We start from the raw sequence: 25606 nt of genomic DNA on the forward strand, positions 1-25606 counted from the left end.
GTCACCAACGTCGAGGCGTCGATGTCCTCGCCGTCCTCGCTGCTGCACTGGACGCGGCGCATGATCGAGATCCGCAAGCAGAATCCCGCCTTCGGACTGGGGTCCTACAACGAACTGCTGTCCTCCAACCCGGCGGTACTCGCCTTCCTGCGGGAGTACGAGGACGACCTCGTGCTCTGCGTGCACAACTTCTCCCGCTTCGCGCAGCCGACGGAGCTGGACCTGAGCCGGTTCGGCGGGCGGCACCCGGTCGAGCTGTTCGGCGGGGTCCGCTTCCCGGCGATCGGCGAGCTGCCGTACCTGCTCACCCTGGCGGGGCACGGCTTCTACTGGTTCCGGTTGCGCCGGGACCCGGTCTAGGTACCGCCTCGGTCCGGCCGGGTGGGGCGGTGGGGCGTTTCCATCGCCCCACCCGGGGCACGCAGAAATGACACCCCCTCGCGCTCCGGGGAAAGGACGTGACGCCCCATGGCGGAAACGGTCACCTCATCCGGCACCACCTCGCTGCTCGCCTCCCTGGATCCTTTGTTGCGCGAGTGGCTGCCGAGGCAGCGCTGGTTCGCCGGCAAGGGACGCCCGGTCACCGGGTTCACGCCGGTGGCCGTCACCGAACTGCTGCCGCCGGACGGGCGGCTGGGCCTGTACCACCTCCTGCTGCGCGTCCACCAGCCGTCCGCCCTGGGCGCCGAGCCCCATCCGGGCGACTGCTACCAGCTCCTCATAGGCGTGCGCGAGGCGCTGCCGCCCCGCCTGGCGCCCGCGCTCATCGGACACGTGGAGGGGGGCCCGCTCGCCGGACGCACGGTGTACGAGGCCCTGTACGACCCCCGGCCCGCCGAAGTGCTCCTGGAGGCCCTGCGCACCCAGGCCCGCATCGGCGGGCTGTGTTTCGAGCGGGATCCGCACCAGGAGATCCACGAGGGTCTCGTGGCCCGGCTGATGACCGCCGAGCAGTCCAACTCGTCGGTGGTCTACGGCGACAGGTTCATCCTGAAACTGCTGCGCCGGGTGGTGCCCGGCACCAACCCCGACCTGGAGATACCCCTGGCACTGGCGCGCGAGGGCTGCCCCCGGGTGCCCGCGCCGACGGCCTGGCTGCGCGCCGAGCTGAACGGTGAGTCGTATGTCCTCGCGGTGCTCCAGCCGTTCGTCAGCGGGGCGAGCGACGGCTGGGAGCTGGCGTTGCGCGAGCTGGCCAAGGGCGAGGACTTCGCCGCCGAGGCGCGGGCGCTGGGCCGGGCCACCGCCGAGGTGCACACCGCCCTCGCGCTGGCCCTGCCGACGGTCACCCTCGGCCATGTCCAGCTGCGGGCGCTGGTCGACGGGATGACGGAGCGGCTGGAGGCGGCCGTAGCGGCGGTGCCCGCGCTGCGGCCGTACGGGAACGGGCTGCGCTCGGCCTACCGGGCGCTGGCCGGGCTCGCCGCCGAGGGCCGTACCTGGACCGCCCAGCGGATCCACGGTGACCTGCACCTCGGCCAGTGTCTGCGCTCGCCCTCCGGCGAGTGGTCGCTGATCGACTTCGAGGGGGAACCGGCCCGGCCGGCGGCCGAACGCAGGCTGCCCCAGCCGCCGGTGCGGGACGTCGCGGGGATGCTCCGTTCCTTCGACTACGCGGCCCGTTCGGTGAGTCCGCCCGCGCCGCAGTGGGCGCGCGCGTGCCGGGCCGCGTACTGCTCCGGCTACGGGGAGGTGGCCGGCCGCGATCCGCGCACCGATCCGGTGCTCCTGCGGGCCTACGAGACCGACAAGGCGGTCTACGAGGTCGTCTACGAGGCCCGGCACCGCCCCGACTGGCTCCCCGTACCGCTCTCGGCGATCCGTCGCCTCGCCGCGCCCGACCAGGAGGACCGTTCGTGACGACGAAGAAGTCAGCCCGCGCGAAGGACATCCCCGTCGTGGCCGTCTCCCCGGCGCCGGACGCGGGCGACCGCGACCGGCTCCGGCACGGCTCGCATCACGATCCGCACGCGGTACTGGGCGTCCACCCCGCGCCCGGGGGCTTGGTGTTCCGGGCCTTCAGGCCCTACGCACTGTCCGTCTCGGTCGTCACCCCCGATCTGCGGGCGGAGCTGCACGACGACGGCGACGGGTTCTTCTCGGGTCTGCTGCCGCTTCCGGACGTGCCGGAGTACCGCCTGCTGGTGGAGTACGACGGCACCGTCCAGGAGACCGAGGACGCCTACCGTTTCCTGCCCACCCTCGGCGAGCTGGACCTGCACCTGATCGGCGAGGGCCGGCACGAGCAGCTGTGGCAGGCGCTCGGCGCGCACGTCACCACCCATCAGGGCGTGCCCGGCACCCGGTTCGCGGTGTGGGCGCCGAACGCCCTCGGCGTGCGGGTCGCGGGAAGCTTCAACTTCTGGGACGGCAGCGGCTTCCCGATGCGCTCGCTCGGCTCCTCCGGGGTGTGGGAGCTGTTCGTGCCGGGGATCGGCGAGGGCGAGGCGTACAAGTTCGAGATCACCCGCCCGGACGGTTCACGCACCCTGCGCGCCGACCCGCTGGCCCGCCGCACCGAGGTCCCGCCCGCGACCGCGTCGATCGTGCACGCCTCGCACCACGAGTGGGCCGACGACGAGTGGATGGCGCATCGCGCCGACACCCCGGTGCCCGAGGCCCCCTTCTCCGTGTACGAGGTCCACCTCCCCTCCTGGCGCCCCGGCCTGACCTACCGGCAACTGGCCGAGCAACTCCCGGCGTACGTGGAGGAGATGGGTTTCACCCATGTGGAGCTGATGCCGGTCGCCGAGCACCCGTTCGGCGGCTCCTGGGGCTACCAGGTCACCGGCTTCTACGCCCCCACGGCCCGGCTCGGCACCCCGGACGACTTCAAGTACCTGGTGGACAGGCTGCACCAGGCCGGCATCGGCGTGCTGATGGACTGGGTCCCGGCGCACTTCCCGCGCGACGACTGGGCGCTGGCCGAGTTCGACGGACGCCCGCTGTACGAGCACCACGACCCGCTGCGGGCCGCGCATCCGGACTGGGGCACCCTGGAGTTCGACTTCGGCCGCCGCGAGGTGCGCAACTTCCTGGTGGCGAACGCCGTGTACTGGTGCGAGGAGTTCCACATCGACGGCCTGCGCGTGGACGCGGTCGCCTCCATGCTCTACCTGGACTACTCGCGCGAGCCGGGCCAGTGGACGCCGAACGAGCACGGCGGCCGGGAGAACCTGGACGCGGTGGCCTTCCTGCAGGAGATGAACGCCACCGTCTACCGCCGTTGCCCGGGAGTCGTGACCGTCGCGGAGGAGTCCACGGCCTGGGACGGCGTCACCCGGCCCACCCACCACAAGGGACCGAGCGGCTTCGGCGGGCTCGGCTTCGGCCTGAAGTGGAACATGGGCTGGATGCACGACTCGCTGCAGTACATGAGCCACGAGCCGATCCACCGCCGGTACCACCACCACGGGATGACCTTCTCGATGGTGTACGCCTACAGCGAGAACTACGTCCTGCCGATCTCCCACGACGAGGTCGTGCACGGCAAGCGGTCCCTGGTGTCGAAGATGCCCGGCGACTGGTGGCAGCAGCGCGCCAATCACCGCGCCTACCTGGGCTTCATGTGGGCGCACCCGGGCAAGCAACTCCTCTTCATGGGCCAGGAGTTCGCCCAGGGAGCCGAGTGGTCCGAGGCGCACGGCCCCGACTGGTGGCTGCTCGACCCGTCCTACGGCGCCGAGGCCGACCACCGGGGAGTGCGGGACCTCGTGCGGGACCTGAACGCGCTGTACCGGGCCGCTCCCGCCCTGTGGCAGCGGGACACCGATCCGGCCGGCTTCCAGTGGATCACCGGGGACGCCGCGGACGACAACGTCTTCGCGTTCCTGCGCCTCGACGCCGACGGCACCCCGCTCCTCGCGGTCTCCCACCTGTCTCCGGTGGTCCGCCACGACTACCGCCTCGGCGTGCCCGACGACGTGCCGGCCTGGCACGAGTCCCTGAACACCGACGCGGCCCGCTACGGCGGCGGCGACACCGTCAACCCGGACGTCATCAAGCCCGAACCCCGGACCTGGCACGGCCGCCCGGCAAGCATCCGCCTCACCCTGCCCCCGCTGGCCACGGTCTGGCTGCGGCCGGCCTGACAGGGCCGGCCGGCCGGCGCCGCCCCGGGCGGGCCGGTGGCGCCCGCCGGCCCGCTCCGGCCGCTACCCGCCGGTGACCGCGGCGCCCAGCGCCTTCGGCAGCCCGTCCGTGTACAGCACCCCGAGCCGCTGGGTGGCGCGGGTGAGGGCGACGTACAGGTCGCTCGTGCCGTACTCGCCCGGCTCCACCACCAGGACCGAGTCGAACTCGAGGCCCTTGGCCTGGCGGGGGTCGAGCAGGACGACCGTACGGGTCAGGTCGGGCTCGGCGCCCGCCGTGACACCGTCCAGCCGGGCGGCCAGCGAGCGGTGCAGCGCGCGCGGCGCGATCACGGCGAGGCGGCCCTCGGCCGGGGTGAGTTCGGCGGCCGCCTTGGCGACGGCCTCGGGCAGATCGCCGTCGGCGCGCCGCACCCAGGGCCGTACGCCCGTGGAGCGGACCGAGCTCGGCGGCTCGAAGTCCGGGTTCCCGGCGCGGACCACCGCCGCGGCCAGCTCCATGATCTCGGCCGGGGTGCGGTAGTTGACGCCGAGCCGGGTGTGTTCCCAGCGGTCCTCGACATAGGGGGCGAGGATGTCCGCCCAGGACCCGGCCCCGGCCGCCTCTGCGGTCTGGGCCGGATCGCCGACCAGGGTCATCGAGCGGGTCGGGCTGCGCCGCATCAGCAGCCGCCAGGCCATCGGCGACAGCTCCTGCGCCTCGTCGACGATGATGTGCCCGAACGCCCAGGTACGGTCGGCCGCGGCCCGCTCGGCGGCGCTGCGGTGGTCGGCCTCCTCCTGCCGCTCGGCGAAGCGCTCGGCGTCGATGATGTCGTGCGCCGACAGGACCTCGGACGCGTCCGGGTCACCGTCCTCCTTGTCCTCGAACTCGTACGTCCGGGAGGCGTACGACACGTCGAGGACGCCCTGCGCGTAGGCGATCTGCGTCGCGCGCTCGCGTTCGGCGCGCAGACGCGTCAGCCGGTCGTCCTCGCCGAGGAGTTCGGCCGCCTCGTCCAGCAGGGGGACGTCGGCGACGGTCCAGGCCCGGGTCACCGGGCGGCGGATCGCGTCGGCGTCCTCCTCGGGGAGGTGGCCGTCGGGCTCCGCGAGGAAGTCGGCGACGAGCCGCTGCGGGGTGATCCGCGGCCACAGCCGGTCGATGGCGGACCAGACCTCCGGGTTCTCGGCGAGTTCGTCGCGGATCTGGGTGATGTCGGAGGCGTCCAGCAGGCTGCTGCCGTCGTACGGGTCGGTGCCCACCCGCTCGGCGTAGAGCTCGGTGAGGGTGTTGAGGATGTGGCCCTCGAAGTGCTCGCGGGCCGCGTTGTGCGGCAGCTTCGCTGCGCGGGTGCGCTCGCGGGCGACGCCCACCAGGCCGTCGTCCAGCATCAGCACCTCGCGGTCGTGCTCGATCGCGATCACCGGGTCGGGCAGGGCCTGCCGGTCGCGTACGACGGCGGCGAGCACGTCGGCCATGCCGGCCCGGCCCTTCACGGCGGCCGCCTCCGGGGTGTCGGTGGCGGTCGCCCTCACCCCGGGGAACAGCTCGCCGACCGTGGCCAGCAGCACTCCGGTCTCGCCGAGCGAGGGCAGCACCTCACCGATGTAGCCGAGGAACGCGGGGTTGGGGCCGACGATCAGCACGGCCCGGCGGGCCAGCAGTTCCCGGTGCTCGTAGAGCAGATACGCCGCGCGGTGCAGCGCGACCGCCGTCTTCCCCGTCCCCGGTCCGCCCTCGACGACCAGCACCCCGCGGTGCGGCGCCCGGATGATCTCGTCCTGCTCGGCCTGGATGGTCTGCACGATGTCGCTCATGCGTCCGGTGCGCGCCGAGTTGAGCGCGGCCAGCAGCACGGCGTCGCCGTTGTGGTCCTCGTACCCGGTGCGGGTGGCGTCGCCGAGGTCGAGGATCTCGTCGTGCAGCGAGGTCACCGTCCGGCCCTCGGTGCCGATGTGCCGGCGGCGGCGCAGGCCCATCGGGGTGTGCCCGGTGGCCACGTAGAAGGGGCGGGCGACGTCGGCGCGCCAGTCGATGAGGACGGGGGTGCGCTCGGCGTCGTCCTCGCGCAGCCCGATCCGGCCGATGTGGTGGGCGGTGCCGTCGGCGAGGTCGATCCGGCCGAAGCAGAGCGAACCGTCGACGGCGTTCAGCGCGGCGAGCAGCCCCGAGCGCTCGGCGACCAGGATGTCCCGCTCCAGCCGGGCCTGCATGGGCTTGTCGCCCTGGGCGAGCGCGTCCGCGACCGAGGTCTCCGCCTCGCCGCGCAGCACGTCCACGCGCGCGTACAGTCCGTCGATGAATTCCTGCTCGTGCCGCAATTCATCGTCCGGAAATTCGGTGTTTGACAATTCCGCTCCCGCCCGGATATACTGTGCTCGTTGGACTTCTTCGCGACCGAAAAGAATTCAAGTCGCGAACCACCGAATATACGCACAGAAATCCCCCGAGCGCAATTGCTCAGGGGATTTTTCCGTGGGCGGCCGCTTTTACAGCACGTCGGCCAGCTCCTCCAGCAGCCGCCGCTTGGGCCGTGCCCCCACCATCGACCGCACCGGCTCACCGTCCCGGAAGACCATCAGGGTCGGTGTCGACAGCACACCGTAGGCGACGGTCGTGCCCGGATTCCGGTCCACGTCGATCTGGACGACCTTCAGCCGGTCGCCCTCCTCGAAGGCGATGTCCCTCAGCACCGGCGCCAGCTGCCGGCACGGCCCGCACCAGTCGGCCGTGAACTGCACCAGCACCGGCAGGTCCGAACCCCGCACCTCCGTGTCCCAATCCGAGTCCGTCACCTCGGCGAGACCGCTCACCAAGCTCATCGCGCATGCCCTCCCAGCTCGCATACGGGTTCCGGGCCCCCCGGAACCAGCGCCTCGGCGGCCAGCGCGTCGCGCGCCAGCTCGGCCCGCCGCAACTGCCCGGCGACCGTCTCCCGCACCGCCGACAGCTGCCCGATGAGCGCGTCCAGCTCGTCCAGCTTGCGCCGGTAGACCTCGAGCGAGGCCGGGCAGGAGTCGCCCTCCGGGTGCCCGGCACGCAGGCACTCCACGAAGGGCCGCGTCTCCTCGAGCCCGAAGCCGAAGTCCTGCAGGGTCCGGATCTGCTCCAGCAGCCTCAGGTCGGCCTCGCCGTAGGTCCGGTGCCCCTTGCCGTCACGCCGGGCCGGCAGCAGCCCGCGTGCCTCGTAGTAGCGCAGGGTACGGGTGGTGGTCCCGGCCCGCGCGGCCAGCTCGCCGATTCGCATGCCCACGACCGTAGGCGTTGACGTCGGCGTCAAGGCAAGCGGCGCCGTCCTCGCCCGCGGGGCGTCGTGTGGGGCACGGGCACTCAGACGGTCACCCCCGCCGACTCCTCCACCTCCAGCAGGGACGCGCTGTGCCGCTCCTCCTCGAAGGCCCTGCGACCGCCGCGCAGGCCGAACAGACGCTTGGCGACGGCGATGTAGAGGACCGCCAGGATGTTGAGCACCAGGGTGGCGATCTTCAGGTAGCTGACCTTCTCGGTGAGCTCGTAGATCTCCAGGGGGAGGAAGGCGGCCGTCGCGACCACCGTCAGATACTCCGCCCAGCGCTTGGCGTACCAGAGGCCGACCGCCTCGACCAGCTCGATCAGCGCGTAGGCGAGCAGCAGAGCGGCCACCAGCAGCAGGGTGGAGTGCTTGTAGCCGAACGCCTTCTGGATGGAGCCGACGACCGGCGAGTGGTCGAGGTCGTAGTGGAAGTGCCGGAAGACCGGGCGGAAGACGTCCATGTTCTCGTTGAAGAGCCGGCGCACGGCGTCCTGGCTGTTGCTGAACTTCCACACCGCCACCGCGACCAGCACGATGAACACCCCGCGCACCGCCCGCTCGACGGCCAGGAAGCGGAGGATGAACAGGTCGCGCAGCACCTTGCCGCGCGGCACCAGCGGCGCGTCGGACGCCGGCCCCGAGCCGTGCGGCTCGCCCAGCGCGAAGTCGCCGCAGCGCAGACAGCGCCACACGTCCCCGAGCGCGGTCTCGGCGTGCAGCCGGATCCGCAGCCGGGGGTCGTCGGGCGCGTAGGTGACGTGCCCTTTGCGGGCGCAGGTGCGCCGGTTCCAGTCGATCTTCATCCCCCGTGCCTCCACACAGTTGCTGACACACACGTCCGCACATACTGACGCCATACACGAACGTGCCGTTCCGGTTGATCCGGGTCGGTCGGCACGTTAGTGGATGGGGGCGAGGGTGCGTCAGCCGACGGCGGATTCCACCAGCTCCTTATCCTCCTCCATCGCCTCGGACGCGGCGGACTCACGGCGCGGCAGCAGGATGCCCACCAGGACCGTGCCGATGCCGAGGATCACCGCGCCGACCAGGCTGGTGTGCGCGACTGCGGTGGCGAAGGAGGAGCCGACCGCGTCGGCCATCTGCCGGGCGCCGGAGGCGAGTTCGGCGGCCTGCTGCTTGAGCTGCGCGGCCTGCTGGGGGTCCGGTGCCTTCGCCGCCCGCGCGGCCAGCGCGTGCGCCTTCTCGCCGATGCCCTGGGCGACGGCGTACCCGGCGCCGACCGAGTCCTGCGCGGTGTCCCGGGCGCTCGCCGGGAGCTTGCTGCCGGCGGTGGCGTCGGAGAGGTGGTGGCCGTAGGACGTCGCGAGCAGCGAGCCGAGGATCGCGATGCCGAGCGAGCCGCCCAGCTCCAGCGAGGTGTCGTTGACCGCGCCGCCGACGCCCAGCTCGGACTCGGGGAAGGCGCCCATGATCGCGTCGGTGCACGGCGAGAGGGCGAGGCCGATGGCGAGGCCGAGGATGATCAGCGGGGCGACGAAGTCGCCGTAGCCGGAGCCCGCGTCGATGCGGGTCAGCAGCGCGAGAGCGGTGGTGCCGCCGACCATGCCCGCGGTCACGGTGATCTTCATGCCGAGGCGCGGGGTGAGCCAGCCGGTGAGGGCGGAGCCGACGAAGACCGCGCCGGCCAGCGGCAGCATGCGTACGCCGGTCTGCAGGGCGTCGTAGCCGAGGACGAACTGCAGGTGCTGGGTGAGGTAGTAGAAGGCGCCGAAGACGGCGAGGAAGAACAGGGCGACGGCGAGGTTGGAGCCCGCGAACCGGCGGCCGGTGAAGCGGCGGACGTCCAGGATGGGGCGCGGGTGGCGCAGCTCCCACAGGACGAAGGCGACGAGGCCGGCGCCCGCGACCACGGCCGCCGTGACGGCCTTGGCGCCCCAGCCGAAGTGCGGGCCCTCGATGATCATGTAGACCAGCGAGCCGGTCCAGATCACCGACAGCAGGCCGCCGACGTAGTCGATGCGGTCGTGGTGGCCCGCCTTGGACGGGGGGACGAGGACGAGGGCGCCGACGATCGCCACGGCGGCGATGGGCACGTTGATCAGGAAGGTCGAGGACCAGCCGTGGTCGCGCAGGAGGGCGCCGGCGACCACCGGCCCGGCGGCGATGGCGAGTCCGGCGGTGGCGGTCCACAGGACGATCGCCTTGGCGCGCTCGGCGCGCGGGAAGGTCGCGGCCAGCAGGGAGAGCGTGGCGGGCATGATCAGTGCCGCGCCGACGCCCATCACCGCACGGGCGGCGATGACGGTCGCCGCGCTGTCGGCGAGGTAGCCGAAGACGGCGCCGGCGCCGAAGACCACGAGTCCGAGGACGAGCGCCCCGCGTCGGCTGTACTTGTCGCCGATGGCGCCGAGCAGCAGCATCAGGGCCGCGTAGGGGACGGTGTAGCCGTCGATGACCCACTGCAGGTCGGCGCTGGAGAGCCCGAGGTCCTTCGTCATGTCGGGCGCGGCGACCGTGAGGGCGGTGTTCGCCATCACGATGATCAGCAGGCTCAGGCAGAGCACGAGCAGTGCCCACCAGCGCCGGGCGTAGGGGCGCTCCATCTTCTCGACCGGTTCGGTCATGACGAGTCGCATGGCAGGGGGTCGCCTTCCTCGGTGTGCGACGAGTGACGTGGTGATCACTGTGATCTACACAGCGTCGTGTAATTGCACAGCAATGTGCAATGTACGCCGTTGCACAAGACTGTGCAAGTTGAACCGGGGAGGCGGCCGGCAGCCGGCGGGAGGGCACAATGACGGCCATGACCACGGGTAGCACCAGCCGCGCCGACGCCAACCGGCGCCGCATCCTCGACGTCGCCCTCGCCGAGCTGCTGCGCGATCCCGACGCCTCCATGGACCAGATCGCGCGCGCGGCAGGCGTCGTACGGCGGACGGTGTACGGCCATTTCCCCAGCCGTGAGGCCCTGATCAGCACGCTCGTCGACGAGGCGGTGCAGGCGCTGGCGGACGCGGACGCCGGAGCGCGCACGCGGGTGGGGGACCCGGCGGAGGCGGTGGCCCGCTCGGTGCTCGGCATCTGGGAGATCGCCGACCGCTACCGGCTGCTGATCGCCCTGGCCCAGCGCACGGTCACCGTCCAGGGCATCCGCGAACGGCTCGCCCCGCTGCGCGCCAACAAGATCCGTCTGCTGCAGAAGGGCCTGGACGAGGGCGTGTTCAGCTCCCCGCTGCCGGCGCCGGCCCTGGCGTACGTGCACGAGCAGATGCTCTTCGCGGTCATGGAGGCGGTGAACGACGGCCTTGTGACAGCACAGGAGGCGGGCCGCTCGGCCACGGTCACGGTGCTGACCGCGGCGGGCGTACCCGCCTCGCTGGCCACCGCGCTGGTGGCCAAGGTGAGTGAGGAGTGACGAAGGAGACCGGGCGGCCGAAGCACGGCGGGCTCGGCCGCCGGGCGGTGGTTGCCGGACGCCCGGCCCGGGTTCAGGCGGGGCCGGACGTCCGGAGCTTCCGGGCGGCTCAGGCCTTGGCCAGTTCCCCCTCCCTCGGTTCGGGAAGCCCGGTGACCGTCTGCCCTCCCTCGTCCAGCAGTGTGCTCTCGTCGAACGGCAGCTCACCCGACAGGACCTGCTCCACGCGGGCCTTGTCGATCTCCTTCGTCCAGGAGCCGATCAGCACCGTGGCCACCGCGTTGCCCGCGAAGTTGGTCAGCGCACGCGCCTCGCTCATGAAGCGGTCGATGCCGACGATGAGGCCGACGCCGTCCACCAGGGCGGGCCGGTGCGACTGCAGCGCGCCGGCGAGGGTGGCGAGACCGGCGCCGGAGACGCCCGCGGCGCCCTTGGACGCGACCATCATGAACAGCAGCAGGGTGATCTGCTCGCCCAGGTGCAGCGGCTGGCCCAGGGCGTCGGCGATGAACAGGGACGCCATGGTCAGGTAGATCATGGTGCCGTCGAGGTTGAAGGAGTAGCCGGTCGGCACGGTGATGCCCACGACCGGGCGGCTCACGCCGAGGTGTTCCATCTTGGCGATCAGGCGCGGCAGAGCGGTGTCGGAGGACGACGTCGACAGGATGAGCAGGAACTCGCGGCCGAGGTACCTCAGCAGCCTGAGGATGTTCACCTTGGCGACGAACCACAGCACCGGGCCGAGCACCAGGCCGACGAAGAGCACACAGGTGATGTAGAAGGCCAGCATGATCGTGCCGAGGGCCTTCAGCGCCTCTACGCCGGTCTCGCCGACGACCGCGGCGATCGCGCCGAACGCGCCCACCGGCGCCGCCCACATGATCATGGACAGGACCCGGAAGACCAGCTTCTGGATGTGCCCGATGCCGCGCAGGATCGGCTCACCGGACGTGCCCATCGCCTGGACGGCGAAGCCGACCAGCAGCGCGACGAGCAGCGTCTGCAGCACCACGCCACCGGTGAAGGCGGAGACGAACGTGGTCGGGATGATGCCCATCACGAAGTCGACGAGGCCCTCGCTGCCGCTGGCGGCCTGGGTGTGGCCGGCCTGTTTGGCCGCATCGGTCAGGTGCATGCCCGCGCCGGGGTGGAGGACGTTGCCGACCACCAGGCCGATGGCCAGGGCCACGAACGACATGGCGATGAAGTAGCCGAGCGCGAGTCCGCCCAGCTTGCCGACCTTCGCGGCGCTGCGGATCGAGCCGACACCGGTGACGATGGTGCAGAAGATGACCGGCGTGATCATCATCTTGATCAGGTTCACGAAGCCCGTGCCGAGCGGCTTGAGCTCCTCGGCGAAGTCCGGCGCGGCGAACCCCACCGCGATACCCAGGGCAACGGCGACGATCACCGCGAGGTAGAGGAAATGGGTGCGGTCCCGCTTGACGGGGGTTACGGCAGGTACCGTATCGGCTGCTCCGGCCACGGCGGCCCTCCTTGACGACGTCGTCGGTGTCACCGGCGTGCGGCTCACGTCCGGGGGATTCGGGGATGCGGTGACTATCTCCCGGCCTGTGAGGCCGGTCACCCTTCCGTTCATTTAGTTCACGCCAGAACGGAGAGGCAGACTGACGGCATGCGCCTCCCCGTCCTGACGCGACCTCGCAGCCTGGCGGGCCAGCTGTTCGCCATGCAGGCGGTGCTGCTCGCCCTCGTCGTGGCCGGTTATGCGCTGTTCACCCTGGTCAGCGACCGCGGTCAGGCCGAGGGCGCGGCCCGCCGCCAGGCCACGGCGGTCGCCCGCTCGATCGCCGACTCCCCCTCGGTACGGGCGGCGATCCACACCGCGCAGCCCTCGACGGCGCTCCGGCCGTACGCGCTGAAGGTGCAGACGGACACCGGCGTCGACTTCGTCACGATCATGACGCCCGAGGGAATCCGCTGGACCCATCCGGACCCCCGCCAGATCGGCAGGCGGTTCATCGGCACCATCGCGCCCGCCCAGCGGGGCAGGACCTTCACCGAGACCTACACCGGCACGCTCGGCCCGTCCGTGCGCGCCGTCACGCCCGTGGAGGAGCGTGGCCGGGTCATCGGCCTGGTCAGTGCCGGCATCAAGGTGGAAGCGATCAGCGCGCGGATCCAGGAGCAGGTCACGGCACTGTTCGGCGTCGCGGCCGGCATCCTCGCGCTCGGCGGCGTCGCCACCTACGTGATCAACGCCCGCCTGCGCCGCCACACCCACGGCATGAACGCCACCGAGCTGAGCCACATGCACGACTACCACCAGGCGGCACTGCACGCGGTCCGTGAGGGCCTGCTGATGCTGGACGGGCAGTTCAGGGTGGCGCTGATCAACGACGGCGGGCGGGAACTGCTCGGCGTCGGCCAGGAGGGCGAGGTGATCGGCCGCTCGGTCGCCGACCTGGGCCTGCCGGCCCCGCTGACCGGCGCGCTGCTGTCCTCGGAGCCCCGGGTGGACGAGGTGCATCTGACGGCGTCCCGGGTGCTCGTGGTGAACACCTCCCCCGTGTCGGGGGGCGATCGCCGCGGCACGGTGGTGACCCTGCGCGACGTGACCGAACTGCAGTCCCTGATGGGCGAGCTGGACTCGGAGCGGGGCTTCACCCAGGCCCTGCGCTCGCAGGCGCACGAGGCCGCCAACCGTCTCCACACGGTGGTGTCCCTGATCGAGCTGGGCCGGGCCGAGGAGGCGGTGGAGTTCGCCACGGCGGAGCTGGAACTGGCCCAGGCCCTGACCGACCAGGTGGTCGCGGCGGTCGGCGAACCGGTGCTGGCCGCTCTGCTGCTGGGCAAGACGGCACAGGCGAACGAGCGCGGCGTGGAGCTGGTGGTGTCGCCCGCCAGCCGCCTGGACGACGGCCTGCTCCCGGACGACCTGCCCGCACGGGACCTCGTCACCATCCTCGGCAACCTGATCGACAACGCGGTGGACGCGGCCCAGGGAAGCGTCCGGGCGCGGGTGACCGTGACGGCGTACGCCTCCCCGGACGAGGTGGTGCTGCGGGTGTCCGACACGGGCCCCGGGGTCGACCCGGCCCACGCGGACCTGGTATTCCAGCGGGGGTTCTCGACGAAGCCGGCCGGGCCCGGCGGGCGGGGCCTCGGACTGGCCCTGGTCCGGCAGGCGGTGAACCGCCACGGGGGCACGTTGACGGTGGCGGAGTCCGACGAGGACGGCGGGGGCGGAGCGGTGTTCGAGGTGCGGTTGCCGCTGCGGTCGGCGGTGGGGGACGGCAGATGACGCAGGAACGGCAGCCGATCCGCGTGCTCGTGGTCGAAGACGACCCGGTGGCCGCTGACGCCCATGTGATGTACGTCGGCCGGGTGCCGGGGTTCGTCGCGGTCGGCAGGGCGCACACGGGCGCTGAGGCCCGCCGCGTCCTGGACCGTACGGCCGTGGATCTGCTGCTGCTGGACCTGCACCTTCCGGACGTGCACGGCCTGCAGTTCGCCCGCTCCCTGCGCGCGGCCGGGCATCACGCGGACGTGATAGCGGTGACGTCGGCGCGGGATCTGGCGGTGGTGCGGGAGGGTGTCTCGCTCGGGGTCGTGCAGTACGTCCTGAAGCCCTTCACCTTCGCCACGCTCCGCGACCGCCTGGTCCGTTACGCCGAGTTCCGCGCGGCGGCCGGCGAGGCGAGCGGGCAGGACGAGGTCGACCGGGCCCTGGCGGCCCTGCGCGCACCGACGCCCGCGGCGCTGCCCAAGGGGTTGAGCGGACCGACCCTGGAGCGGGTGACCGGTGCGCTGAGGGAGGCGCGGGAAGGGCTCACGGCGGCGGGGCTGGCCGAGGCGGTGGGGATCTCGAGGATCACCGCCCGGCGCTATCTCGAGCACCTGGTGGAAGCGGGACGCGCCGAACGCAAGCCGGTGTACGGGCAGGTGGGCAGACCGGAGCTGGTGTACCGATGGGTCCGGGGGCCGGGCCCGGGGCGGTGAGCCCGGCTTCGGCGCGGGCCTTTGGTGCGTCGGACCTCGGCTGCCCGGCCGGGCGCCGCGGTGCGGGCGCCCGGCCGGGTGACCCCCCGGTTACAGGTACGGGCGGGTGATGAGCTCGATGGCGTGGCCGGCGGGGTCCTTGAAGTACACCCCGCGCCCGCCGTGCTCGGTGTTCGTCTCGCCTGGGCGTCGCATGTGCGGATCGGCCCAGTGCTCGATGCCGCGCTCGCACAGTCGCCGGTACGCCCGGTCGAACAGCTCGTCGTCGACGAGGAACGCGTAGTGCTGCATCTGGATCTCCACCGGCGGCTCGGCGAACTGGAGCAGCACGCCGTCGGTGAGCTGGATGTTGGTGAACGGGCCCCAGGACGGTGCCGGGGGGAGTTCCAGGAGCTCCCGGAAGAACCGGGCGGACTCACCCCGGTCCCTGGCGGCGATGATGGTGTGGTTGAACGTGACTGTCATGCGGCTGGCCTCGCTGTGGTTCGGCACGGAGAAGGGACTCGCGGTGCAGGAGCACGGGGAGGTCCACGTGCCGAACCGAGGGGGTGCGGTCCACGCACCCGGCGTGCGGTCAGGCCTCCACCGGATCGCCGATCCGTGTGTGGCGCAGGGCCGGTCCGGTGTTCACGTCGGACGACCTTACTCGATCCGGCGGGCTGCGCCAACGGCCTTCGGCCGGCCTGGAGTTCGCACCGGAAGGCCCGATCCGGCGCGCACGCATTGACCTGACCGGACCACCGCTCTTACCTTCACACGGCAGTCATCTCCGCGCCACCCCCACGTGTGCTCAGGAGGTCATGCCCGTGCGCCCCACCGCCGCCCTCTCCGCCCTCCTCACCGCGGCTCTCGCCGCCACCGCGCTCACCGCGTGCGGCGACGGCTCCGGCAGCGGCCCCGACACGATCAAGGTGTCGTACAAGCAGTCCACCGACAACTCCGTGAAGGTGATGGACACCTACCTCGCGGGGATCAAGAAGGAGTTCGAGAAGAAGTACCCGGGGAAGAAGGTCGAGTTCGTCCCCATCAAGGCCCCGGACGCGGAGTACTACACCAAGCTGCAGCAGATGCTCCGCTCCCCGAGGACCGCGCCGGACCTGGTCTACGAGGACACCTTCCTCATCAACTCCGACATCACCAGCGGGTACTTGAAGCCGCTCGACCCGTACCTGGCCAAGTGGCCGGAGTGGAGCCGGTTCATCGGCACCGCGAAGGCGGCGGCCAGGGGGCAGGACGGTAAGACGTACGGCGTTCCGGACGGGACCGACACCCGGGGGCTGTGGTTCGACAAGCGGGTGTTCGGCAGGGCCGGACTGCCGGCGAACTGGCAGCCGAGGACCTGGGACGACGTCCTCGCCGCCGCCCGGACCATCAAGGAGAAGGTGCCCGGCGTCATCCCGCTCAACGTCTACACCGGCAAGCCGGCGGGCGAGCGGTCCGCCATGCAGGGGTTCGAGATGCTCCTGTACGGCACGGGCGACGGCACCTCGGATCCGCTCTACGACCGCACGGCCAAGAAGTGGCTCACGGCGGGTCAGGGGTTCAAGGACGCGTTGAAGTTCGTCGAGACCGTGTACCGGGAGAAACTCGGCCCCGACGTGTCCGACGCCCTCGACCCCAATTTCGCCACCTCCGTCAACGGCGAGCTCCTCCCCCAGGGCAAACTCGGCATCGACCTCGACGGCTCCTGGCTGCCACAGGAGTGGCTGCCCGGCAGCGGGCACGCATGGCCGGACTGGTCCAAGCAGCTGGGACTGGCGTACATGCCGACGCAGACCGGCCGGGCGCCGGGCAAGGTGAGCATGTCCGGCGGCTGGACCTGGGCCATCCCGGCCAGGGCCGGCAACCCGGACCTCGCCTTCGACTTCATCAGGACGATGCAGACCGAGGCCAACGCCAAGAAGTGGTACATCGCCGACTCGGGCATCTCGGTGCGCGAGGACGTCGCGAAGGATCCGTCGTACGCGACCGCCCAGCCCGGGATCAAGTTCTTCACCGACCTGGTGTCCGTCACGCACTACCGGCCCGCGTACCCGGCGTACCCGAAGGTGTCGACCGCCCTCCAGGAGGCCATGGAAGGCGTGACGACGGGTGATTCGTCCGTGGAGAAGGCGGCGAGCGGGTACGACGAGACGCTCAAGGACGTCACCGACGGCCAAGTGGCCGGGCAGTGAGGGCTCACCGCCGGCTCGGCCGCGCCCTCCCCCTCGGCCCGGCCGTCGTCCTGCTGCTGCTCTTCCTCGCCGGCCCGATCGCCTACTGCGTCTACATCGCCTTCACCGACCTGCAGCTGACCGGTCAGGCGCACGCGTCGTTCGTCGGGTTCGCCAACTTCCGCCGGGCCTTCCACGACGACGCGTTCCTGAACGCCGTATGGCTGACCCTGGTGTTCACCGTGCTGTCCTCGCTGGTCGGCCAGAACACCGTGGGGCTCGCTCTGGCCGCGCTGATGAAGCGGGCCTCGAAGCCGGTGCGCACGCTCACCGGTGGGGTCGTCGTCACGGCGTGGGTGCTGCCGGAGGTGGTCGCCGGGTTTCTGCTGTACGCCTTCTTCCGACGGGAGGGAACGCTGAACGCCATCCTTCGGTGGCTCCATCTGCCGCGGCAGGACTGGCTGTTCACCCTTCCCGTCCTCGCGGTGTCCTTCGCCAACGTCTGGCGCGGCACGGCGTTCTCGATGCTCGTCTACTCCGCCGCGCTGGACGAGATACCCGCCGAGATCACGGAGGCGGCCGAGGTGGACGGCGCCGGCGGGTGGCGGCGGATGTGGCACATCACCCTGCCGATGATCCGGCGGTCCATCGGCACCAACCTGATGCTCAACACCCTGCAGACGCTGTCCGTCTTCGGGCTGATCTGGGTGATGACCCGGGGCGGCCCCGGGAACAGGAGCCAGACGCTGCCGCTGTTCATGTACGAGCAGGCCTTCCAGAACAGCATGATCGGGTACGGCACCGCGGTCGCCCTGCTCCTGCTGCTCGTCGGCTCCCTGTTCTCGGTCGTGTATCTGCGGCTGCTGCGGACGGAGGTGTGAGACGGCGATGCCGAGGAACCGCACCTCGCGGCGGCTCGCCGCCGACGTGTCCCTGCTGGCCGTGGCCGTGGCCTTCGCGCTGCCCCTGGCCTGGGTGGTGCTGTCCGCCGTCGATCCGCACGCCGGCCTGCGGGTGCGGATCCCGGACGGGTTCACCCTGGGCAACTTCGACGCGATCCTGACCCCGGACATCACCTACACCCCGCTGCTCAACAGCCTGGTCCTGTGCGGCGGAGCCACCGCACTGACCGTCGTCTGCGCCGCCCTCGCCGCCTACCCGCTCTCCCGGTTCCGCTCCCGGCTCAACCGGCCGTTCCTGCTGACGATCCTGTTCGCGACCAGCCTGCCGATCACCGCGATCATGGTTCCGGTGTACGCGCTGTTCGTACGGGTGAACCTGATCGACACCCTGCAGGGCACGATCCTGTTCTTCGCCGCCTCCCAACTGCCGTTCGCCATCTGGCTGACGAAGAACTTCATGGACGGGGTGCCGAAGGAGCTGGAGGAGGCGGCCTGGACGGACGGGGCGTCCTCGCTGCAGTCCCTCGTCCGGATCGTGCTGCCGCTGATGGGGCCGGGGCTCGCGGTCGTCACCGTCTTCTCGTTCGTGATGATGTGGGGGAACTTCTTCGTCCCGTTCATGCTGCTGCTCACCCCGGACCAGATGCCGGCCTCGGTCAGCATCAACGACTTCTTCGGCAACCGGGGCATGGTCGCGTACGGACAGCTCGCCGCGTTCTCCGTCATCTACTCCACGCCCGTGATCCTGCTGTACGTCCTGGTGGCCCGCAGACTGGGCGGCGGCTTCGCGCTGGGCGGGGCGGTGAAGGGGTGACACCTGGTAACCGCAGGTGACGGGCATGACACCGAATGCCACGACGGAATGTGCGAGCGAGACGTACGAACACACCATGCGTCATCTCGTTCGAACGGACCGTAGTCAGCGCCCGCGGGCCCCCCTACCTTGTGCGAGGTGCGCCAACCCTCAGCTCCCCCGTTCAACGCCCCGGCCGCCCGCAGACTGCGCGCCGCACTCGGCATGGGCCCCGAGCACGTCGCCTACGGCATGCGGGTCTCGTACGGCCTGCCCTATGTCACACCCGATCTCGTGATCGCCTGGGAGCGCGGCGCCGCCGTCCCCTCCAGCCCCGAGCTCACGGCTCTCGCCGGAGTGCTGTGGTGTTCCCCGGGCGAACTGATCGGCAGGCCCCACACCCTGCGCGAGCACCGCATCGCCCGCGGGCTCGCCGGCGAGGACGTCGCCCGGGCCGTCGGCCTGGACCACCGTGCGTATCAGCGCATGGAGGAGAACGACGACTGGCGCGGCAACGAACGCCAGTCCGCCGCACTCGCCGAGATCCTGGATCTGTCACTGCCCGACTTCGTCAGCGTGACCAAGCGGGACGGCCGGCTCGCCGGCCTGCTGCGCAGCGCGGTGACCACACGCTGGCAGGCCTATGTGCGGCCGGTCGCCAAGGTGGTGCCGCTGGACCGGGGGCTGCTGGAGGACGTCCTGCAGCAGCTGCACACGGACTACCAGGGGCAGATGGTGGCCAGCCTGTCCTGGGGCGGGAACGACGCGGCCAACGCCTCGAGCGAGGCCGGCCGCGAGTTCATCGACGGGATCGTCGAGCGCTTCTGGACGCTCGCCGCCTCCTGAGCCCGTGCCCTGCCGGCCCGTCGCCCGCCGGCGCTGCGACCGGAAAGGTGCACCGGCTCGCGACGCCCGCCGCGAGCTTTCCGGAAAACCTTTCCGGTCACAGCACTAGAAGACCGACTCCGCCTCGTCCATCCGGTCCTTCGGCACGGTCTTCAGCTCGGTGACCGCCTCCGCGAGCGGCACCATCACGATGTCGGTGCCGCGCAGCGCGGTCATGCGGCCGAACTCGCCGCGGTGGGCGGCCTCGACGGCGTGCCAGCCGAAGCGGGTGGCCAGCACGCGGTCGTAGGCGGTGGGGACGCCGCCGCGCTGGACGTGGCCGAGGATGACCGGCTTGGCCTCCTTGCCGAGGCGCCGCTCCAGCTCGTACGCCAGCGCGGTGCCGATGCCCTGGAAGCGCTCGTGGCCGTACTGGTCGATCTCGCCCTTGCCGTAGTCCATGGTCCCCTCGGCGGGGTGGGCGCCCTCGGCGACGCAGACCACGGCGAACTTCTTGCCGCGTGCGAAGCGCTCCTCGACCATCTTCACCAGGTCGGCGGGGTCGAAGGGGCGCTCGGGCAGGCAGATGCCGTGGGCGCCGGCGGCCATGCCGGACTCCAGGGCGATCCAGCCGGCGTGCCGCCCCATGACCTCGACGACCATCACCCGCTGGTGGGACTCGGCGGTGGTCTTGAGACGGTCCATGGCCTCCGTGGCCACGCCGACGGCGGTGTCGAAGCCGAAGGTGCGGTCGGTGGAGGAGATGTCGTTGTCGATGGTCTTGGGGACGCCGACGACCGGCAGGCCCGCGTCGGAGAGCATGCGGGCCGCGGTCAGGGTGCCCTCTCCGCCGATCGGGATCAGCGCGTCGATGCCGAACTCGTCGACCATGTCGGTCGCCTTGTCGCAGGCCTCGCGCAGCCGGTCGCGCTCCAGCCGGGAGGAGCCGAGGACGGTGCCGCCGCGGGCCAGGATGCCGCTGACCGCGTCCAGGTCGAGCGTGCGGTAGTGACGGTCGAGCAGACCTCGGTAGCCGTCCTCGAAGCCGATGACCTCGTCGCCGTACATCGTCACGGCGCGGTGCACGACCGAACGGATCACGGCGTTCAGGCCGGGGCAGTCGCCGCCTGCGGTGAGAACTCCGATGCGCATCGTGCTGTGTCTCCTGCTCGCTGTGGGTACCGGTGAGCCGGTGTCGATTGTTTCACGTCCGCCGGAGCAGCGAGCCACTTGACGGGCGCCTTATCCGGCAGCAGGGGTATTGTCAAGAGGGTTCTGCTCACCTTGGTGGGCGATTTTTATGCCGACCACGCGACATTCAGGACATGAGGAACGGAGTGGGTACGTGACGCGCAGCGTGTACGTCACCGGTATCGACCGCGGTGACGGCCGCCAGGTCGTGGAGCTGGGGGTCATGGAACTCCTGACCCGGCAGACCGACCGGGTGGGCGTCTTCCGTCCGCTCGTGCACGACGGTCCCGACCGGCTGTTCGAGTTGCTGCGGGCCCGCTACCGCCTCTCCCAGGATCCCACGACCGTCTACGGCATGGACTACCAGGAGGCGTCCGCGCTCCAGGCGGATCAGGGCACCGACGAACTGGTGTCGGCGCTGGTCGACCGCTTCCACCTGGTGGCGCGCGACTACGACGTCGTCCTCGTCCTCGGCACCGACTTCGCCGACACCCAGCTGCCGGACGAGCTGTCCCTGAACGCCCGCCTCGCCAACGAGTTCGGCGCCTCCGTGATCCCGGTGGTCGGCGGGCGCAGGCAGACGGCGGAGGCGGTGCTGGCCGAGACGCGCAACGCCTACCGGGCGTACGACGGCCTGGGCTGCGACGTGCTGGCGATGGTCACCAACCGGGTGGCCCGCGAGGACCGCGACGAGATCGCCGAGCGGCTCGCCACCCGGCTGCCGGTGCCCTGCTACGTCGTGCCCGACGAGCCCGCGCTGTCCGCGCCGACCGTCTCCCAGATCGCCCACACCCTCGGCGCGAGGATCCTGCTCGGCGACGACTCCGGGCTCGCCCGGGACGCGCTGGACTTCGTCTTCGGCGGGGCCATGCTGCCCAACCTCCTCGGCGCCCTGACCCCGGGCTGTCTGGTGGTGACCCCCGGCGACCGCGCCGACCTGGTCGTGGGCTCGCTGGCCGCGCACAGCGCCGGCACCCCGCCGATAGCCGGCGTGCTGCTCACCCTGAACGAGGTGCCGCGCGAGGAGGTCCTCACCCTCGCCGCCCGGCTCGCGCCGGGCACCCCGGTGCTGTCCGTGGCCGGCAACAGCTTCCCCACCGCCGAGCAGCTGTTCTCGCTGGAGGGCAAGCTGGGCGCGGCCACCCCGCGCAAGGCGGAGACCGCGCTCGGCCTGTTCGAGCGGTACGCCGACACCGCCGACCTGGCCCGCCGGGTCTCGGCACCGAGCAGCGACCGGGTCACCCCGATGATGTTCGAGCACAAGCTGCTCGAGCAGGCCCGCTCCGACAAGCGGCGGGTCGTCCTGCCCGAGGGCACCGAGGAGCGCGTGCTGCACGCGGCCGAGGTGCTGCTGCGCCGCGGCGTGTGCGACCTGACCCTGCTCGGGCCGGAGGACCGGATCCGCAAGAAGGCCGCCGACCTCGGCATCGACCTCGGCGACACCCAGCTGATCGACCCGGCCACCAGCGAGCTGCGCGACGCCTTCGCCGAGCGGTACGCCGGCCTGCGCGCCCACAAGGGCGTGACGGTCGAACTCGCCTACGACGTCGTCTCGGACGTCAACTACTTCGGCACCCTGATGGTCCAGGAGGGCCTGGCCGACGGCATGGTGTCCGGCTGCGTGCACTCCACGGCGGCCACCATCCGCCCGGCCTTCGAGATCATGAAGACCAGGCCCGGCTCGTCGATCGTCTCCTCGGTGTTCTTCATGTGCCTGGCCGACAAGGTGCTGGTCTACGGCGACTGCGCGGTCAACCCGGACCCGGACGCCGAGCAGCTCGCGGACATCGCCATCCAGTCGGCGACGACGGCCGCGCAGTTCGGCGTGGAGCCGAGGATCGCCATGCTGTCGTACTCGACGGGCACGTCCGGCTCCGGTGCCGACGTCGACAAGGTGCGCGAGGCCACCGAGCTGGCCCGCACCCGCCGGCCCGACCTGAAGATCGAGGGGCCGATCCAGTACGACGCGGCCGTGGAGCCGTCCGTCGCCGCGACCAAGCTGCCCGGGTCCGAGGTGGCCGGGCAGGCCAGCGTGCTGATCTTCCCCGACCTCAACACCGGCAACAACACCTACAAGGCCGTGCAGCGCTCGGCCGGCGCGATCGCCGTCGGACCCGTCCTCCAGGGTCTGCGCAAGCCGGTCAACGACCTGTCCCGGGGCGCGCTCGTCCAGGACATCGTCAACACCGTCGCCATCACGGCGATCCAGGCCCAGACGCCCGCCAGCTGACGTCACAGAGAGAGCTTTCGAACACCGTGACCGCGACCCGTGTCCTCGTCCTCAACTCCGGCTCCTCGTCGGTGAAGTACCAGCTCCTCGACATGCGCGACGCGAGCCGGCTCGCCGTCGGCCTGGTCGAGCGGATCGGCGAGCAGACCTCCCGGCTCCAGCACACCTGCGTCACCTCCGGCGGCACCCGCGAGCACAACGGTCCCATCGCCGACCACGACGCCGCGCTCAAGGCGGTCGCCGAGGAGCTGAGCCGGGACGGTCTGGGCCTGGACTCCCCTCAGCTGGCCGCGATCGGGCACCGGGTGGTGCACGGCGGCATGTTCTTCACCGAGCCGACCGTCGTCGACGACGAGGTGCTCGCCGAGATCGAGCGGCTGATCCCGGTCGCCCCGCTGCACAACCCGGCCAACCTGACCGGCATCCGCACCGCGCGGGCGCTGCGCCCCGACCTGCCCCAGGTCGCCGTCTTCGACACCGCGTTCCACACGACCATGCCGGAGTCGGCGGCGCGCTACGCGATCGACCCGAGGATCGCCGACCGTCACCGCATCCGCCGCTACGGCTTCCACGGCACCTCGCACGCGTACGTCTCCCGTCGGACCGCGCGGCTGCTGGGCAAGGACCCCTCCGAGGTCAACGTCATCGTGCTGCACCTGGGCAACGGCGCCTCGGCGTCGGCGGTGGAACGGGGCCGCTGCGTGGACACTTCCATGGGGCTGACGCCTTTGGAGGGTCTGGTGATGGGTACGCGATCCGGTGATCTGGATCCGGCCGTCATCTTCCATTTGGCCCGGGTTGGCGGAATGTCCATGGACGAGATCGACACTCTTCTCAACAAGAGGAGCGGTCTGTTCGGTCTGTGCGGGGACAACGACATGCGGGAGATCCGCCGCCGGATCGACGAGGGCGACGAAGAGGCCGCTCTCGCGTTCGACATTTACATTCACCGGCTCAAGAAGTACATCGGCGCCTATTACGCCGTGCTCGGGAAGGTGGACGCGGTCGCGTTCACGGCCGGCGTCGGCGAGAACGCGGCGCCCGTGCGGGAGGCCGCGATCGCGGGCCTGGAGGGGCTGGGCCTGGCGGTGGACCCGGAGCTGAACGCGGTGCGCTGCGGCGCGGCCCGGCTGATCTCGCCCGAGGGCGCGCGGGTGGCCGTGGCCGTGGTGCCGACGGATGAAGAACTGGAGATCGCGACGCAGACCTATGCGCTGGTCGGAAAGAACAACTGAATAGCACCTGAGCGGTGTGGCACTCATTTGTATCTTCCGCCAGACGGAATATTCCGTAGCGAAACAAACCGATAGGATCGCCCCATGCGCCGTTCGAAAATCGTCTGTACTCTCGGCCCCGCGGTCGACTCCCACGAGATGCTCGTCGCCATGATCGAGGCGGGCATGAACGTGGCCCGGTTCAACTTCAGCCACGGCTCCCACGCCGAGCACCAGGCGCGGTACGACCGCGTCCGGGCCGCGTCCAAGGAGACCGGCCGGCCCATCGGCGTCCTCGCCGACCTGCAGGGCCCGAAGATCCGCCTGGAGACCTTCGCCGAGGGTCCGGTGGAGCTCGAGCGCGGTGACGAGTTCGTCATCACGACCGAGGACGTTCCGGGCGACAGGAACATCTGCGGCACCACCTACAAGGGGCTGCCGGGCGACGTCTCGCGCGGCGACCAGGTCCTGATCAACGACGGCAACGTCGAGCTGAAGGTCCTGGACGTCGAGGGCCCCCGGGTGAAGACGATCGTCATCGAGGGCGGTGTCGTCTCCGACCACAAGGGCATCAACCTGCCCGGCGCGGCCGTCAACGTGCCCGCGCTGAGCGAGAAGGACATCGAGGACCTGCGCTTCGCCCTCCGCATGGGCTGCGACCTGGTCGCGCTGTCCTTCGTCCGGGACGCCAAGGACGTCCAGGACGTGCACCGCGTCATGGACGAAGAGGGCCGGCGGGTCCCGGTCATCGCCAAGGTGGAGAAGCCCCAGGCGGTGGAGAACATGGAGGACGTCGTGATGGCGTTCGACGGCGTGATGGTCGCCCGTGGTGACCTCGCCGTCGAGTACCCGCTCGAGAAGGTCCCCATGGTGCAGAAGCGCCTGATCGAGCTGTGCCGGCGCAACGCCAAGCCGGTGATCGTGGCGACCCAGATGATGGAGTCGATGATCACGAACTCCCGGCCGACCCGCGCCGAGGCCTCCGACGTGGCCAACGCGATCCTGGACGGCGCGGACGCGGTCATGCTCTCCGCCGAGTCCAGCGTGGGCGCCTATCCGGTCGAGACGGTCAAGACCATGTCGAAGATCGTCACGGCGGCCGAGCAGGAGCTGCTCTCCAAGGGCCTGCAGCCGCTGGTGCCCGGCAAGAAGCCGCGCACCCAGGGCGGTTCGGTGGCCCGCGCGGCCTGCGAGATCGCCGACTTCCTCGGCGGCCGGGGCCTGATCGCCTTCACCCAGTCGGGTGACACCGCGCGCCGCCTCTCCCGCTACCGGGCGGTCCAGCCGATCATCGCCTTCACCACGGACGAGGGCACCCGCAACCAGCTCACCCTGAGCTGGGGCGTGGAGCCGCACGTCGTGCCGTTCGTGAACACCACCGACGAGATGGTCGACCTGGTGGACCAGGAGGTCGCCAAGCTGGGCCGCTTCGACGCGGGCGACACGGTCATCATCACCGCCGGCTCGCCCCCCGGCGTCCCCGGCACCACCAACATGCTCCGGGTCCACCACCTCGGCTCCCAGAGCAACTGACAGGCCCCGTAAGGAGCTTGTACGGCGCTGAGGGCGCCCCCCGCGAGCAGGGGGCGCCCT

Annotated in this window: 21 protein-coding genes; 13 read left to right on the forward strand and 8 right to left on the reverse strand. The window is 71.1% G+C overall.

Annotation, left to right across the window (positions count from 1 at the left end):
* From ABZ919_RS34230 to glgB, 3 genes are all read left to right on the forward strand, one after another.
* Positions 1-360 (forward strand): alpha-glucosidase C-terminal domain-containing protein (locus tag ABZ919_RS34230; protein WP_361255727.1); only part of this gene is annotated, 360 nt, incomplete at its 5' end.
* A gap of 108 nt (positions 361-468) precedes the next feature.
* Positions 469-1860: a maltokinase gene (locus ABZ919_RS34235; protein WP_361255730.1), complete on the forward strand. Its 1392-nt coding sequence runs from the start codon at positions 469-471 to the stop codon at positions 1858-1860.
* A complete protein-coding gene (gene glgB, locus ABZ919_RS34240; RefSeq protein ID WP_361255733.1) occupies positions 1857-4091 on the forward strand; it encodes a 1,4-alpha-glucan branching enzyme in 2235 nt (744 codons plus the stop codon). Before ABZ919_RS34235 ends, glgB begins: the two co-directional genes overlap by 4 nt.
* 63 nt (positions 4092-4154) lie before the next feature.
* On the opposite strand, the gene ABZ919_RS34245 is transcribed toward glgB, so the two are convergent.
* The 5 genes from ABZ919_RS34245 to ABZ919_RS34265 all read right to left on the reverse strand — a co-directional run bounded on the left by ABZ919_RS34245 (position 4155) and on the right by ABZ919_RS34265 (position 9963).
* On the reverse strand, positions 4155-6395 hold the full coding sequence (locus ABZ919_RS34245; protein WP_361255986.1) for a UvrD-helicase domain-containing protein: 2241 nt from the start codon (positions 6393-6395) through the stop codon (positions 4155-4157).
* Between the two features lie 168 nt (positions 6396-6563).
* The gene (gene trxA, locus ABZ919_RS34250) at positions 6564-6896 is read right to left on the reverse strand and encodes a thioredoxin (RefSeq protein ID WP_361255736.1); all 333 of its coding nucleotides are present in this window, start codon (positions 6894-6896) and stop codon (positions 6564-6566) included.
* The gene (locus ABZ919_RS34255; RefSeq protein WP_361255739.1) at positions 6893-7321 is read right to left on the reverse strand and encodes a MerR family transcriptional regulator; all 429 of its coding nucleotides are present in this window, start codon (positions 7319-7321) and stop codon (positions 6893-6895) included. The genes trxA and ABZ919_RS34255 overlap by 4 nt, the downstream gene beginning before the upstream one ends.
* A gap of 83 nt (positions 7322-7404) precedes the next feature.
* The gene (locus ABZ919_RS34260; protein WP_361255742.1) at positions 7405-8169 is read right to left on the reverse strand and encodes a DUF2127 domain-containing protein; all 765 of its coding nucleotides are present in this window, start codon (positions 8167-8169) and stop codon (positions 7405-7407) included.
* 120 nt (positions 8170-8289) lie between these two features.
* The gene (locus ABZ919_RS34265; RefSeq protein WP_361255745.1) at positions 8290-9963 is read right to left on the reverse strand and encodes an MFS transporter; all 1674 of its coding nucleotides are present in this window, start codon (positions 9961-9963) and stop codon (positions 8290-8292) included.
* Positions 9964-10121: 158 nt separating this feature from the next.
* On the opposite strand from ABZ919_RS34265, the gene ABZ919_RS34270 reads away from it, so the two are divergent.
* A complete protein-coding gene (locus tag ABZ919_RS34270; RefSeq protein ID WP_361255748.1) occupies positions 10122-10742 on the forward strand; it encodes a TetR/AcrR family transcriptional regulator in 621 nt (206 codons plus the stop codon).
* Positions 10743-10851: 109 nt separating this feature from the next.
* Here the strand turns inward: ABZ919_RS34270 and ABZ919_RS34275 are convergent, their stop codons facing one another.
* Positions 10852-12228, reverse strand: a complete 1377-nt coding sequence (locus ABZ919_RS34275; protein WP_361255751.1) for a cation:dicarboxylase symporter family transporter — start codon at positions 12226-12228, stop codon at positions 10852-10854.
* Between the two features lie 150 nt (positions 12229-12378).
* Between ABZ919_RS34275 and ABZ919_RS34280 the strand changes: the two genes are divergently transcribed.
* Together ABZ919_RS34280 and ABZ919_RS34285 are read left to right on the forward strand one after the other, a co-directional pair.
* Entirely contained in the window at positions 12379-14007 is a 1629-nt protein-coding gene (locus tag ABZ919_RS34280; RefSeq protein ID WP_361255754.1) for a sensor histidine kinase, read from the forward strand.
* Positions 14004-14705, forward strand: a complete 702-nt coding sequence (locus tag ABZ919_RS34285) for a response regulator (protein ID WP_361255756.1) — start codon at positions 14004-14006, stop codon at positions 14703-14705. Before ABZ919_RS34280 ends, ABZ919_RS34285 begins: the two co-directional genes overlap by 4 nt.
* A 90-nt stretch (positions 14706-14795) precedes the next feature.
* On the opposite strand, the gene ABZ919_RS34290 is transcribed toward ABZ919_RS34285, so the two are convergent.
* The gene (locus ABZ919_RS34290) at positions 14796-15170 is read right to left on the reverse strand and encodes a VOC family protein (protein ID WP_361255759.1); all 375 of its coding nucleotides are present in this window, start codon (positions 15168-15170) and stop codon (positions 14796-14798) included.
* A gap of 335 nt (positions 15171-15505) precedes the next feature.
* Between ABZ919_RS34290 and ABZ919_RS34295 the strand changes: the two genes are divergently transcribed.
* The 4 genes from ABZ919_RS34295 to ABZ919_RS34310 all read left to right on the forward strand — a co-directional run bounded on the left by ABZ919_RS34295 (position 15506) and on the right by ABZ919_RS34310 (position 19399).
* Complete coding sequence (locus ABZ919_RS34295; RefSeq protein ID WP_361255762.1) at positions 15506-16879, forward strand: extracellular solute-binding protein; 1374 nt, start codon at positions 15506-15508, stop codon at positions 16877-16879.
* Entirely contained in the window at positions 16876-17739 is an 864-nt protein-coding gene (locus ABZ919_RS34300; protein WP_361255765.1) for a sugar ABC transporter permease, read from the forward strand. Before ABZ919_RS34295 ends, ABZ919_RS34300 begins: the two co-directional genes overlap by 4 nt.
* 7 nt (positions 17740-17746) lie before the next feature.
* Positions 17747-18574, forward strand: a complete 828-nt coding sequence (locus ABZ919_RS34305) for a carbohydrate ABC transporter permease (RefSeq protein ID WP_361255767.1) — start codon at positions 17747-17749, stop codon at positions 18572-18574.
* Between the two features lie 138 nt (positions 18575-18712).
* Positions 18713-19399: a helix-turn-helix transcriptional regulator gene (locus ABZ919_RS34310; protein ID WP_361255770.1), complete on the forward strand. Its 687-nt coding sequence runs from the start codon at positions 18713-18715 to the stop codon at positions 19397-19399.
* Between the two features lie 105 nt (positions 19400-19504).
* Here ABZ919_RS34310 and ABZ919_RS34315 read toward each other — a convergent pair whose 3' ends face one another.
* Positions 19505-20530 carry an ATP-dependent 6-phosphofructokinase gene (locus ABZ919_RS34315; RefSeq protein WP_361255773.1) on the reverse strand — a complete coding sequence of 342 codons (1026 nt, stop codon included), beginning with the start codon at positions 20528-20530 and terminating at the stop codon, positions 19505-19507.
* Between the two features lie 193 nt (positions 20531-20723).
* Here ABZ919_RS34315 and pta point away from each other — a divergent pair, with 193 nt between their 5' ends.
* The 3 genes from pta to pyk all read left to right on the forward strand — a co-directional run bounded on the left by pta (position 20724) and on the right by pyk (position 25546).
* The gene (pta, locus tag ABZ919_RS34320) at positions 20724-22799 is read left to right on the forward strand and encodes a phosphate acetyltransferase (RefSeq protein ID WP_361255776.1); all 2076 of its coding nucleotides are present in this window, start codon (positions 20724-20726) and stop codon (positions 22797-22799) included.
* Positions 22800-22825: 26 nt separating this feature from the next.
* Positions 22826-24034 (forward strand): acetate kinase, encoded by a 1209-nt coding sequence (locus ABZ919_RS34325; protein ID WP_361255779.1) that lies wholly within the window; start codon positions 22826-22828, stop codon positions 24032-24034.
* 84 nt (positions 24035-24118) lie between these two features.
* On the forward strand, positions 24119-25546 hold the full coding sequence (pyk, locus tag ABZ919_RS34330) for a pyruvate kinase (RefSeq protein ID WP_361255782.1): 1428 nt from the start codon (positions 24119-24121) through the stop codon (positions 25544-25546).
* Positions 25547-25606: the final 60 nt, after the last annotated feature.

The sequence above is a fragment of the Streptomyces sp. NPDC046759 genome, from assembly GCF_040645475.1.
In the GTDB taxonomy this organism is placed as follows: Bacteria; Actinomycetota; Actinomycetes; order Streptomycetales; family Streptomycetaceae; genus Streptomyces.

Coding starts and splice junctions, on each gene's coding strand:
- trxA (WP_361255736.1), bottom strand. CDS start 6,896: ATGAGCTTGGTGAGCGGTCTCGCCGAGGTGACGGACTCGGATTGGGAC.
- ABZ919_RS34285 (WP_361255756.1), top strand. CDS start 14,004: ATGACGCAGGAACGGCAGCCGATCCGCGTGCTCGTGGTCGAAGACGAC.
- ABZ919_RS34260 (WP_361255742.1), bottom strand. CDS start 8,169: ATGAAGATCGACTGGAACCGGCGCACCTGCGCCCGCAAAGGGCACGTC.
- ABZ919_RS34290 (WP_361255759.1), bottom strand. CDS start 15,170: ATGACAGTCACGTTCAACCACACCATCATCGCCGCCAGGGACCGGGGT.
- ABZ919_RS34255 (WP_361255739.1), bottom strand. CDS start 7,321: ATGCGAATCGGCGAGCTGGCCGCGCGGGCCGGGACCACCACCCGTACC.
- ABZ919_RS34315 (WP_361255773.1), bottom strand. CDS start 20,530: ATGCGCATCGGAGTTCTCACCGCAGGCGGCGACTGCCCCGGCCTGAAC.
- ABZ919_RS34270 (WP_361255748.1), top strand. CDS start 10,122: ATGACGGCCATGACCACGGGTAGCACCAGCCGCGCCGACGCCAACCGG.
- ABZ919_RS34235 (WP_361255730.1), top strand. CDS start 469: ATGGCGGAAACGGTCACCTCATCCGGCACCACCTCGCTGCTCGCCTCC.
- ABZ919_RS34265 (WP_361255745.1), bottom strand. CDS start 9,963: ATGCGACTCGTCATGACCGAACCGGTCGAGAAGATGGAGCGCCCCTAC.
- ABZ919_RS34295 (WP_361255762.1), top strand. CDS start 15,506: ATGCCCGTGCGCCCCACCGCCGCCCTCTCCGCCCTCCTCACCGCGGCT.
- pyk (WP_361255782.1), top strand. CDS start 24,119: ATGCGCCGTTCGAAAATCGTCTGTACTCTCGGCCCCGCGGTCGACTCC.
- ABZ919_RS34305 (WP_361255767.1), top strand. CDS start 17,747: ATGCCGAGGAACCGCACCTCGCGGCGGCTCGCCGCCGACGTGTCCCTG.
- ABZ919_RS34280 (WP_361255754.1), top strand. CDS start 12,379: ATGCGCCTCCCCGTCCTGACGCGACCTCGCAGCCTGGCGGGCCAGCTG.